Origin of the sequence: Pseudomonas sp. BF-B-15 (assembly GCF_019946675.1) — a bacterium.
Lineage (GTDB): Bacteria > Pseudomonadota > Gammaproteobacteria > Pseudomonadales > Pseudomonadaceae > Aquipseudomonas > Aquipseudomonas migulae.
This window is the reverse complement of record NZ_JAGYFZ010000149.1, coordinates 1-11,076: the sequence shown is the minus strand read 5'-3', so window position 1 is coordinate 11,076 and position 11,076 is coordinate 1. Positions and strand designations below refer to the sequence as shown.

The 11,076-nt window shown below is 60.8% G+C and carries 11 protein-coding genes; 4 read left to right on the top strand and 7 right to left on the bottom strand.

Annotated elements, in window-relative coordinates; translation table 11 throughout:
• The coding region (locus tag KGA97_RS27765) for a hypothetical protein (RefSeq protein ID WP_223481870.1) at positions 1–219 on the top strand (219 nt) is incomplete at its 5' end.
• A gap of 485 nt (positions 220–704) precedes the next feature.
• Here KGA97_RS27765 and pdxH read toward each other — a convergent pair.
• A complete protein-coding gene (gene pdxH / locus KGA97_RS27760) occupies positions 705–1,352 on the bottom strand; it encodes a pyridoxamine 5'-phosphate oxidase (RefSeq protein ID WP_008043454.1) in 648 nt (215 codons plus the stop codon).
• A 78-nt stretch (positions 1,353–1,430) separates the two neighbouring features.
• Entirely contained in the window at positions 1,431–2,960 is a 1,530-nt protein-coding gene (gene norR, locus KGA97_RS27755) for a nitric oxide reductase transcriptional regulator NorR (protein ID WP_008043455.1), read from the bottom strand.
• Positions 2,961–3,115: 155 nt separating this feature from the next.
• Between norR and ytfE the strand changes: the two genes are divergently transcribed.
• The gene (ytfE, locus tag KGA97_RS27750) at positions 3,116–3,790 is read left to right on the top strand and encodes an iron-sulfur cluster repair protein YtfE (RefSeq protein WP_008029646.1); all 675 of its coding nucleotides are present in this window, start codon (positions 3,116–3,118) and stop codon (positions 3,788–3,790) included.
• A gap of 108 nt (positions 3,791–3,898) precedes the next feature.
• Here the strand turns inward: ytfE and KGA97_RS27745 are convergent, their stop codons facing one another.
• Together KGA97_RS27745 and KGA97_RS27740 are read right to left on the bottom strand one after the other, a co-directional pair.
• Positions 3,899–4,336 (bottom strand): CopD family copper resistance protein, encoded by a 438-nt coding sequence (locus KGA97_RS27745; protein WP_192226591.1) that lies wholly within the window; start codon positions 4,334–4,336, stop codon positions 3,899–3,901.
• A 28-nt stretch (positions 4,337–4,364) separates the two neighbouring features.
• Positions 4,365–5,555 carry an NnrS family protein gene (locus KGA97_RS27740; protein WP_223481869.1) on the bottom strand — a complete coding sequence of 397 codons (1,191 nt, stop codon included), beginning with the start codon at positions 5,553–5,555 and terminating at the stop codon, positions 4,365–4,367.
• Between the two features lie 470 nt (positions 5,556–6,025).
• On the opposite strand from KGA97_RS27740, the gene KGA97_RS27735 reads away from it, so the two are divergent.
• The gene (locus KGA97_RS27735) at positions 6,026–6,709 is read left to right on the top strand and encodes a Crp/Fnr family transcriptional regulator (protein WP_008029654.1); all 684 of its coding nucleotides are present in this window, start codon (positions 6,026–6,028) and stop codon (positions 6,707–6,709) included.
• Positions 6,710–6,714: 5 nt separating this feature from the next.
• Entirely contained in the window at positions 6,715–6,897 is a 183-nt protein-coding gene (locus tag KGA97_RS27730; RefSeq protein WP_263288065.1) for a protein DnrP, read from the top strand.
• 8 nt (positions 6,898–6,905) lie between these two features.
• Here KGA97_RS27730 and KGA97_RS27725 read toward each other — a convergent pair whose 3' ends face one another.
• The 3 genes from KGA97_RS27725 to KGA97_RS27715 form a co-directional block, all read right to left on the bottom strand.
• Positions 6,906–8,747 (bottom strand): nitric oxide reductase activation protein NorD, encoded by a 1,842-nt coding sequence (locus KGA97_RS27725; RefSeq protein ID WP_192226464.1) that lies wholly within the window; start codon positions 8,745–8,747, stop codon positions 6,906–6,908.
• Between the two features lie 78 nt (positions 8,748–8,825).
• A complete protein-coding gene (locus KGA97_RS27720) occupies positions 8,826–10,253 on the bottom strand; it encodes a cbb3-type cytochrome c oxidase subunit I (RefSeq protein ID WP_008029660.1) in 1,428 nt (475 codons plus the stop codon).
• A gap of 3 nt (positions 10,254–10,256) precedes the next feature.
• Positions 10,257–10,697, bottom strand: coding sequence for a c-type cytochrome (locus KGA97_RS27715; RefSeq protein ID WP_223481871.1), 441 nt, complete (start codon positions 10,695–10,697; stop codon positions 10,257–10,259).
• Positions 10,698–11,076 lie beyond the last annotated feature (379 nt).

The window sequence follows — 11,076 nt, the reverse complement described above, 5'->3', positions numbered from 1 at the left end:
CGGCCTCTCGAGGGGGCGCTCAGATCAAAAGCGGAAGGCGAGCTAACGCTCGGCCTGATGAGTGGTGAGAAGCAAAAGCAAACGCGATTCCCTGTAGGAGCGAGGCTTGCCCGCGAAAAACGACCGGACAACGCGTTCATTCAGACAGCCCGCGTTATCGTTGACGTCCATCGCCAGCAAGCTGGCTCCTACAAGGGAAGTGCATATGTGTTTGGATAAATACGATCAACTGTAGGAGCCGGCTTGCTGCGGGCGGCGTTCCGACGATGGCGGTGAGTCAGTCAACGTATGTATGGGCTGGACGGACGCTATCGCCAGCAAGCCGGCTCCTACAGGGGATTGGTGTACATGTCCGGAATGAGTGAACGCAGCAAAGAGCCAGGTCGGCTTTCAGGCCGCCTCGGCGGCTGTGGCGGTAGTCGCCCCCTCGAGAGGCCGAGTGGAGGTTCTGCGCAGTGGGCAACCCGGCATGGATGCCGGGTTAGCCGCCCCCGGCCATGGATGGCCGATGGCGGCGGGCCCACGGAGCAGGACCGGAGCGAGGGCATGGCGAGCATTAGCGAGCCACCGAACGAAAGGGGCAAAAGCCCTTGGTTACTTGGGGCTCTTCCAAGTGACTCGCCGTAAGGGCGAAACCAATAGCCGCCATCACCGCAGCAACGGATATACACCCGAACAAAGCCCCCCACCATTTCCCATCAGACTCAAGGCGCCAAACGGCTCCGTTTCCAGACACCCTCATGCAAGCGATAGTCAATACGGTCATGCAACCGGTCCGCACGCCCCTGCCAAAACTCCAGACGCTCAGGATGCAGGCAGTACCCACCCCATTGCTCAGGTCGCGACACAGTCTGCCCGACGAAGCGTTTGATCGTGTCAGCCAACAGCAATTCAAGCGCTGCCCTACTCGCCAGCGGACGGCTTTGCGGCGAAGCCCAGGCGCCGAGACGACTGGCCATGGACCGGGAATCAAAGTACTCATCCGACAGCGCCGGATCCAGCCTCGATACGCGACCTTCGATACGCACCTGCCGCTCCAGCCCCGGCCAGAAAAACGTCATGGCGGCATAAGGATTGGCGGCCAGTTGCTGGCCCTTGTCACTCTGGTAATGACCGAAGAACGTAAAACCTTCCTCGCTCAAGCCCTTGAGCAACAGGACACGACAGTGCGGCCGCCCATCGCTGTCGACCGTCGCCAGCATCATGCTATTGGCTTCGACAGGCGCGCTCTCGGTGTCGCGGGCCAGTTGCAGCCATTGGCGAAACATCACCAAAGGGTCATCCAGCGCATGCTCGTCCTGTAAGCCATACAGGGTGTAGTTGCGGCGCATTTGGGCCAGGGAAAGCGGCATGACAGTGATCTCCGGAAGGTTTTGCTCAGTGTGCGAGGCACTGCGCCAACCGACCTTGACCGCCATCAACAGTGTTGATTACTTGAGCCGCAGACGCCGCGCCAGTTTGTGCAAATTGCTCGGATCGACTTCCAGAATCCGCGCCGCGCTGGCCCAGTTTTCCCCGGACAGGCTCAGGGCCTGGAGAATTTTCTTGCGTTGATAATCGTCGACGGCTTCACCCAGCGGCTGGAATGGCAGATCAGCCGGAGCGGCGTCGCAAGGTTCAGAAACAACCTGCGGTGCGTTCGGAGCACTGTCGAGATCAAGAATCTCGGGCTCCAGCGTCATGATCAACGCACGACTGCTGCCGCGACTGAGCTGCTTCAAGGCGGCACGACTGATCACATGCTCGAGCTCGCGCACGTTGCCCGGCCAGGTATACGCCAGCAACGCGCGTTCGGCCGCCGGCGACAGTCGCAGGCCACGCAGGCCGAGCCGCGCCCGATTGAGTTCAAGGAAATGCCCGGCCAGCATCAACACGTCATTGCCGCGTTCGCGCAACGACGGGATCGGCACCGGGTACACCGAGAGCCGGTGATACAGATCGGCCCGAAACAGGCCATCGCGGATGCTGTCCGGCAAGTGCCGATTGGTGGCGGCGATGATGCGCACATCGACATGCAGCGGCTTGTCCGCGCCCAGGCGCTGGATCTCGCCGTTCTGCAAGGTCCGCAGCAATTTCGCTTGCACACTCAATGGCAACTCACCGACTTCATCGAGGAACAGCGTGCCACCGTTGGCCGCATCGAAGCGCCCGGCACGGTCACCCGTGGCACCGGAGAAGGCGCCTTTGACGTGTCCGAACAATTCACTTTCCGCCAACGACTCGGGCAAGGCCGCGCAGTTGACCTGAATCAGCGGCTTGTGGCTACGCCGCGACAGACGATGCAAGCGCCGGGCGAACAGTTCTTTGCCAACGCCGGTTTCGCCCAGCAGCAACACCGGCAGATCGGAGTCGGCCAACACGTCCAGCTCATTGAGTAGCTGATGCAACACCTCGCTCTGCCCGAGGATCTCGCCCTCCTCGACCGGCATTCGCAAATCCTGAGGATCGCTGCGGGACAGACGCAAACTGCGGTTTTCCTGTTCCAGGCGAGTGACCCGCACGGCTGCTTCGATCTGCAAGGTGCAGCGCTTGAGTTCCTCCCGTGCACGGCTGTCGAAGGTTCCAGCGTGCAGCGCATCGAGGGTGATCGCGCCCCAGATCCGACCCTCGACATACAGGCTCACGCCCATGCAGTCATGCACCGGCAGCGGTTCGCCGATGTGGTTGTCGAGCAATCCGTCGTAAGGGTCCGGCAGGCGACTGTCGGGCTCGAACCAGACGGGTTCGCGCGAGGCCATGATCGCCGCCAGCCGGGGATGCTGGGCAATGACGAACCGGCGCCCCAACGCTTCATGCACCAGCCCCACCGTCGCCACGGGCCTGAGGCTGTCGTCATCCAGACGCAATAAACCCACCGCGCCACTGTTGAAGTATTGGCGCAGGGTCTGGACCAGTCGTTGCAACCGTACGGCATTGGGCAACTCGACAATCAGGTCGGCCGCCAGGCTTTCACGCAGCATGGTTTTAATTACCCTCTATGGTGGGATTCACCCTAATGCGTCAGGGTGCGCATCACCACAACTAAAAATAAATTCATATTTATCAATCAGTTAAATATGGCACGCCGGATGCAACAAGCCAGGAGAACCGTTGAAACTCAAGCAAGGAACCCCTGATGAGCCAGACCCTACTGGAACAAAGCCTCGGCCAACTGGCCTGCGACATTCCCGGCGCCACCCGAATCTTTCACAACTTCAAACTGGACTTCTGTTGCGGCGGGCATAAAAGCCTGCGGGAAGCGGCCCTTGGCAAAGACCTCGATCCGCTGCTGATTGCCGATGCCCTGGAAACCCTGCAAGACACCGGCGAAACCCAGCACGACTGGCGCACCGAAACGTCCGAGGCGTTGATTGCCCACCTCCTGACGCGCTACCACGCCCGCCACCGCGAGCAACTGCCGGAACTGATCCGCCTGGCCCGACGCGTCGAGCAAGTGCACGGGGCGCGCAGCACCTGTCCCAACGGCCTGGCCGATCTGCTGAGCGACATGCAGCAAGAACTCGAAGGCCACATGCTCAAGGAAGAACAAGTGCTCTTCCCGATGCTGCAACAAGGCATCGGCCCGCAGGCCGCACCGCCGATCCAGGTGTTGCGTTTCGAACATGATCAACATGGCGAAGCGCTGGAACAGATGCTCGCCCTGACCCACCACATCACTCCGCCGGCGGATGCCTGCAACACCTGGCGCGCACTCTATCGCGGGTTGCTGGAATTCAAGGACGACCTGATGCAACACATTCACCTGGAAAACAACGTGCTGTTCATCAACGCCCTGAACCCACACCACTGATCACACTTTTCGCGAGCAGGCTCGCTCCCACAGGGATCAACATTCCCCTGTGGGAGCGGGCTTGCTCGCGAATGGCGTCACCTCAGAACTACCGGTTTTACAGCGCCATCAGCCGTGCCAATAGAACATTGCCTTGGCCAGGATCACGATCAACACCATGTGCCCGAGAATGCTGCGGCGAATCCAGGTCGCGCGGGTCGTGGACAGCCGCGCGCTTTTCAGCCAATACGCCAGCAGCAGGTAATGGCCGATGATGCTCAGGGCCAGGATGATTTTCAGGCTCAGCAAAGTGCCAAAACTGCTGGCCAGCGGCTGGCTCAAAACACCGCGGTGTTGCCAGGCGAGCGCGATGCCGGCGCCATACAACAGCAACACCACACCGTGCAGCACCTTGCGCGAGCGCACGGCAATCGCCTGATCCGCCGTCGCTCGCGCCGTTTCCGCCAGCGGCTGGCGGGCGCGGTGCCAGATCACCACTTCGAAAAACAGCGTGCCGATGAAGGCGATGGCTGCCAGCAAATGCGTAATCAACAAAAAGGGATACATCATCGCCCGCCTCCATTCTTTGGCCTGCTCATCCCGGATGACCGTCGACCCGGGCCCGCAGCAGCATCGGCCCATAACGCCAGGCGTACAGCGCAAACGCCAGCGTCCAGCACAGACCGGCCAGCCACAACGCCGGCAAAGGGAAAAACACAATCAACACGACCCGACTCAGACACGCCAGGTTGAGCAAAATGAACGCCAAGGTCATGCCCGACGGCGGCTCCAGCGCACGACCGGTATGCCCAAGCGTTACCCGAGCGATCATCGCCAACACCAGACCGCCCATGGCGCCGATCGTCAGGCAATGCACTGCCAGGCTCGGGTTCAGCGGTACGCCGAAATGCCACAGCGCCATGCCGAGACAAGCCACCGCCAGCCAGCCGTAAGCCAGGTGCAGCGACCACAACAACGGCACGCGCCACAGGCCGCGATCTTGCCAGCGCACCAGGCGCACCAGATGCCCAGCCCCCAGCATCGCGAACAACAAACCTACCCAGACATTGGCGTTGAGCGCAGGGCCGACGGCATACAGCAACGCCACCAGTGGCGAGCCAATCAGCAGCAGCCAATCCAGCCATGGCCAAGGGGCAACAGCGTCAACCCGGCCGAGGCCGCGCTGGGTGAAGAACGGAATCACGCGCCCGCCGATCAACCCCATCATGGCCGCCACCAGCCAGATGCCGGTCAGCACGCCCTGACGCTGCCAGCCTTCATGACCTGCGACCAGCCCCGACACGGACAACCCGTCGGCCCCGGCCAGCAACAGCAGGACCACCACAATCGGGTAGTTACGCTTTTGCCGCACCTTCCACAACGTGAAGCCCATCAATGCCGCCACCGCCAGCGGAAACGCCATTTCCAGCACCACCAGCAGCGGCCACGGGGCATTGAGCAGCCACGCCACGCGCGCCGCCAACCACAGCAGCGCCAGCGCGGCCAATGGTTTGCCGCTGAGGCCGGGGCGACCGGTCCAGGTCTGTACGGCCGTCAGCAGGAAGCCCGCAATAATCGCCAGCCCGAACCCGAACAGCAATTCATGCCGATGCCAGCCCAGCCACCCACCGGCCGGCTGCCACGCGGACAACGAACCGCTGAAGGCCGCCAGCCAAAGCGGGATGACCAGCACAGCCAACAGGCCGCCCGCGAGGAAGAACGGCCGAAAGGCCAGACGTAACAGCGGCGCGATGGCCATCGCTTTACGGCGGTCAAGCACTTGCATAAAGCCACTCCTCTACCTTGTTGCTGACCTGGCGCCAACCAGCGCGCGAGGTAATTCCGGGTGCAATCATCGGGTATTGCCGAGCAATTGCCTTTGTCGCAGATCAAGTGTGCAAGGGCCGTGCCCCCGCTCCAGATCAACGGCTGGCGGCACTTCCTAGCTATAACGGTAGCTGGCGCAGGGTAAAAATGACCATTTAAGGGTTGTTTTTACCCTTATTGCATGGGTCTTTTTTACCCTGTCCGTCTACAACCCCAATAAACAAAGGCCTTCAGGCATGGCCCGCGTCTTGCTCAAGCCTCGGGAACTCAAAGCAAACTCGATCCCGGGAGTCCTCATGAAAAAAGTCGTCCAGCCACTGGCCTGGTTTGTGGTGTTGACCTCCGTCCTGGCGGTAGCCAGCGGCATCTCCCTGGGCCTTGTCTGATTCTTGATCGCAAGCCACTCCTCAACCTTCAGGATGAATTCCCATGGTGCTTCATCGCGTCCATCACCAGATTTTGCGCAGTCATCACTTGTTCGAGCCGTTGAATGAAGAACAGCTGGATGAATTGATGAGTACCAGCCAACTGCTGAGCATCGACAAAGGCGAGCCGTTGTTCCGTCAGGGCGAGCCGGCCGATTCGTTCTATTTCGTGATTGCCGGGGCGGTGAAGATCTACCGCCTGACACCCGACGGGCAGGAAAAAGTATTCGAGGTGCTCAGCGATCGGCAAACCTTCGCCGAAGCGATGATGCTGATGGACACCCCCAACTATGTGGCCTCGGCCGAAGCGGTCTGCCCTACCCAGCTCTACCGGTTATCCAACAGCACCTACATGCGCTTGCTGCAGAACAACAGCCGGCTGACCTTCGCGCTGCTGGGCAAGCTCTGCGTTCGCCTGCACCAGCGGGTCAACGAAATCGAAACCCTGTCACTGAAAAACGCTACCCACCGGGTCGTGCGCTATCTGCTGACGCAACTGGTGCGCCAGCAAACCATCGACAGTCAATTCGAACTGCCGATGGCCAAGCAACTGATTGCCGGGCACCTGTCGATCCAGCCGGAGACGTTTTCGCGCATCATCCGCCGCCTGATCGATGAAAAAATCATTACCCAGGACGGCCGCCAGATCGCCATTCTTGATCGTCCACGCCTGGAACAGTTCGAGTGAGCGCCATGCCTGTCTGCCTGTATTGCCAGCACGCCAACCCACCAAAAGAAACCGAATGCCGCCACTGCGGCATGCCCCTGCCGGCACTGGCCGAACGCGCCGGGGAGCGTCGGCAGCATCGGTTCATGTGGTTCTGCATCGGCCTGACGGTTTTTTGCGTGGCGATGTTTTTCTGGCTGCCGCGCTGAAGCCAGGGTCATGGCTGGGTCAACTGGCGATACAACTGCGGTAAGCGCAGGGGCAGTTGTTCGGGCTGGCGGATCAAGGTGTAGCCATTGGCGCCGAACATGTACGGCAAGTAATCCCCGGCCTCGCGATCAATCGTGATGCAGAACGGCGTCAACCCCTGGCGCCGCGCCTCCCGCACCGCCTCGCGGGTGTCTTCGACACCGTAGCGGCCCTCATACAAATCCAGATCATTCGGTTTGCCGTCGGTCAGCAGCAGCAACAATTTGCTGCGTCGTTTGCTGGTGCCCAGCAGTTTGGTGGCCTGGCGAATGGCGGCGCCCATGCGTGTGTAATAACCCGGCTTGAGCCCCTGGATGCGACCTCGGGTGTTGTCGTCATAACGCTGGGTGAACGACTTGAGTTCCTGCATGCGCACTTGCTGGCGACGCAATGAGGAAAACCCGTACAGGGCAAAATCATCACCCAGCACCGACAGGGTTTCGCCGAACAGCAGCAGGCTGTCGCGGATGACGTCGATGACACGATGTTCATCGTTGAGATGGGCGTCGGTGGACATCGACACATCGGCCAGCAACAGGCACGCGAGGTCGCGGCGGGTCTGGCGTTGTTCCATGAACAAACCCCGTTCAGCGCACTCGCCATGCTCGCGTTCAACGTGAAAATCCAGCCAGGCCTGCATGTCGAGTTCAGAGCCCTGGGGTTGCTGACGTAACCACTGGCGGTCGTTGCGCAGGTGCTCGAACTGACGACGCAAACGTCGCGCCGAAGCCTTGAGTCGTGGCGGCAGCGGCTGCGCTTCACAGTCGCGCGGCACCATCATTTGCAGGTTGACGAAGCTGTCCTGCATCCGCTGCTTGCGATAGTCCCACTCCGGCAACTTGATGCCCTCGCCCAAGGGAATATCGTCGACATCGGCCGGCGGCAGATCCAGGTGCAATTTGAGGCCACCGCCCTTGCGCAGACGGGTGCGCGACAGCGTCAGTTCGTCCAGGTCATCGGCGACCCGGGCGGCGTCCGGGTCTTCGCTGTCGTCTGACCAGCGATCCAGATCCACGTGTTCGGTCCAACTGAACAGGTTCTCCAGGCGCACCACCAACAGCCCGCCATCACGGGTGCTTTCATCGATCCGCGTGGCGCGTTTGCGTCCGCTTTTCTGTTCACCGGGTGGCGTGGTCAACGACTCTTCGGATTCATCGCCCAGATCGGCTGCCTGCGCGCTGGCGAAATTTTGCGGCGGGTACAACCACAACGGCAGCGGCCAGGCTGCACGTTCGCTCCGAGGAAAATGCTCGACACTGCCCGGCTCACGCAACGCCTGGCATAACGCCCGTTCCAGCGCGGCTTCGCTGCGGTTCAACGAGGCGGGATCCGGGCGTAATTGCAGATGAGCATCGACCAGGCGTTGATAGCGGACGCGCAACGCGGGGAAGCGCTGCAACAGCTGTTGCGTCCAGCGCTGATTGTCCCGCCCCCAGTGACGCATCGGCCCGGCCTGCGCCGCCAGCAGCGCGAGCCAACGATAGAGTTCTTCGTTCAGAGCGACGTCAGGAAACACCGCCAGGCTCGACGGCAGCCGAAGATTTGCGTCGTCGCACCACGCCAACGGCACTTGTTTGCAGGTGCCGGCGATCTGCTGCAACACGTTGCGCCGCAGCAGCAGATCGCGGTCGCTGGCGGCTTCGACGCCGACACCGTTGGCACCGCCCATGGCGCGAAACAACAGCGCCAGCGGGCGCTGCTGGCTGATCAGCTCAACGCGTGCCTCGGGGAAATCCGCACTGGCGCGCCGGGTGATGAAACGGTGCCAGACACTGCCGACCCACTCTTCCAGTTCAACGGTAAAGGCCATGGTAGTTGCCCTTTTTCCAAAGCAAAAAAACGGCCCGCTGTCTCAGCCGGGCCGACCTTTTCTAGCCGTTATGCAGGCTCATGACGGAACCACGGCAGCCGGGGCGCGCAAAGCGGCGCGGCCACGTTGCTTGAAGCTGAACAAGTAGCAGAGCAACCCGGCGAAGAAACCCACACCGGAACCCAGGCGGGCCCAGAACAGCACTTGCAAATGTTCGACCGTGGACATGAAGGGCAACGCGATTCCGTCGGCCTGCCAGCGTTGCAGGTAGACCTGCACGACACCGGCAGCGGTGAGGAACAACGTGATCATCACCATCGACAGGGTCATCAACCAGAAGCCCCAGATCTCCAGCGTCTGCGAACGCTCGTCGCCGGCTTCACCCAAGCCGCGCAAACGTGGCATGGCGTAGCTGATCAAGGTCATCACGATCATCGCGTAAGCGCCGTAGAAGGCCAGGTGACCGTGAGCCGCCGTCAGTTGCGAACCGTGGGTGTAGAAGTTGACCGGGGCCAACGTGTGCAGAAAACCCCAGACGCCCGCACCGAAGAACGCCGTGACCGTGGTGCCCTTGGCCCACAGCGTGGCCGCACGATTCGGGTGTTGCCGACGACGGTTCTTCACCATGCTGAACGCGAAGATCACCATGGCCAGGAATGGCAGCGGTTCCATGGCGGAGAAGATCGAGCCGACCCACAACCAGACCTCGGGCGCACCGATCCAGAAGAAGTGGTGACCGGTGCCGATGATCCCGGTAATCAGCGCCATGGCGATGATCACGTACAGCCATTTTTCCACGACTTCCCGGTCTACCCCGGTGATCTTGATCAGCACGAAGGCGAGCATCGAACCCATGATCAGTTCCCACACGCCTTCCACCCAAAGATGCACCACCCACCACCAGTAAAACTTGTCACGGGCGAGGTTGCCGGGGTTGTAGAAGGAGAACAGGAAGAACACCGCGAGCCCGATCAACCCGGTCATCATCACCATGCTGACGGTGGTCTTGCGACCTTTGAGCAGGGTCATGCCGATGTTGTAGAGGAAGCCCAGGCACACCACCACGATACCCATCTTGGTGATGGTCGGCTGTTCGAGGAACTCCCGGCCCATGGTCGGCAGCAACTCGTTGTGGGTCAGTCTGGCCAGACCCGCATAAGGCACCAGCAGGTAGCCCAGGATCGTCAGCACACCGGCGGCGGCGAACACCCAGAACAGGAGGATCGCCAGTTTCGGGCTGTGCAGCTCTCGGTCGGCTTCTTCCGGGATCAGGTAGTAGGCCGCGCCCATGAAGCCGAACAGCAGCCAGACAATCAACAGGTTGGTGTGCACCATCCGCGCCACGTTGAACGGAATGATCGGGAACAGAAAGTCTCCGATCACGTATTGCAGGCCCATGATCAAACCGAACAGCACCTGACCGAGGAACAGGATCAGGGCAAACACGAAGTACGGTTTGGCCACGGCTTGCGAGGCGAATTTCAGATGTGGATTGGCAATGCTCATTGCTCAGCCCTCCTTGTTTGGCGGCCAGCCATTGGTGTTGATGTTCGAGCTCCATTTGAGGAACTCGGCGATGTCATCCACCTCCTGGTCACTCAATTTGAACTGAGGCATCGCGCGCCGGCCCGGTACGCCCAGCGGCTGCATTTTCATCCAGGCATGCAGGAAAGGTTTGAAGCCCTCCTCCCCGCCGCGCCGCTGAAAGACGTTGCCCAGCTCAGGCGCAAAGTAGGCGCCCTCGCCCAGCAGCGTGTGGCAGCCGATGCAGTTGTTTTGCTCCCAGACTGTCTTACCGCGAATCACTGATTCGGTTAATTGCGCTTCGTTACTGCGCACCGGGAAGGTCTGTTCCGTGTGGTAGGTCAAGGCCAGGAATACCAGGAAGAAGAAGATGCTTCCCCCGAAGTAGATGTTCCTGGCCATGCCTTTGGTGAAGGTCTCTGACATGGTCGCTTCCTCTTTGCTTGGCCCGTCCATGATAGGAAGCGAAGGGTTGAAACCTGCTTGATGGCGATCAAGAAACTCCGATGGTTTTGCTCGGGTATTGCCGACACCGCAGATCGAATGTCGGAGCGTTTTTGTGTCAGGCCGTTTGTTTTTTTGAAGGGGGGGCATATCCGTTTTTGCGGTGATGGCTGCTATTGGTTTCGCCCTTACGGCGAGTCACTTTCGAAAAGCGCGAAAGTAACCAAAGCGCTTTTGCCCCTTTCGTTCGGTGCCTCGCTAATGCTCGGCATGCCCTCGCTCCGGTCCTGCTCCGTGGGCCCGCCGCCATCGGCCATCCATGGCCGGGGGCGGCTAACCCGGCATCCATGCCGGGTTGCCC

Bases quoted from the DNA above. Each gene is read 5' to 3' on its own strand.
- pdxH (WP_008043454.1), bottom strand. From the start codon at position 1,352: ATGCCGCTTTCCCTGGCCCAAATGCGCCGCAACTACACCCTGTATGGC.
- norR (WP_008043455.1), bottom strand. From the start codon at position 2,960: ATGCTGCGTGAAAGCCTGGCGGCCGACCTGATTGTCGAGTTGCCCAAT.
- ytfE (WP_008029646.1), top strand. From the start codon at position 3,116: ATGAGCCAGACCCTACTGGAACAAAGCCTCGGCCAACTGGCCTGCGAC.
- KGA97_RS27745 (WP_192226591.1), bottom strand. From the start codon at position 4,336: ATGTATCCCTTTTTGTTGATTACGCATTTGCTGGCAGCCATCGCCTTC.
- KGA97_RS27740 (WP_223481869.1), bottom strand. From the start codon at position 5,555: ATGCAAGTGCTTGACCGCCGTAAAGCGATGGCCATCGCGCCGCTGTTA.
- KGA97_RS27735 (WP_008029654.1), top strand. From the start codon at position 6,026: ATGGTGCTTCATCGCGTCCATCACCAGATTTTGCGCAGTCATCACTTG.
- KGA97_RS27730 (WP_263288065.1), top strand. From the start codon at position 6,715: ATGCCTGTCTGCCTGTATTGCCAGCACGCCAACCCACCAAAAGAAACC.
- KGA97_RS27725 (WP_192226464.1), bottom strand. From the start codon at position 8,747: ATGGCCTTTACCGTTGAACTGGAAGAGTGGGTCGGCAGTGTCTGGCAC.
- KGA97_RS27720 (WP_008029660.1), bottom strand. From the start codon at position 10,253: ATGAGCATTGCCAATCCACATCTGAAATTCGCCTCGCAAGCCGTGGCC.
- KGA97_RS27715 (WP_223481871.1), bottom strand. From the start codon at position 10,697: ATGTCAGAGACCTTCACCAAAGGCATGGCCAGGAACATCTACTTCGGG.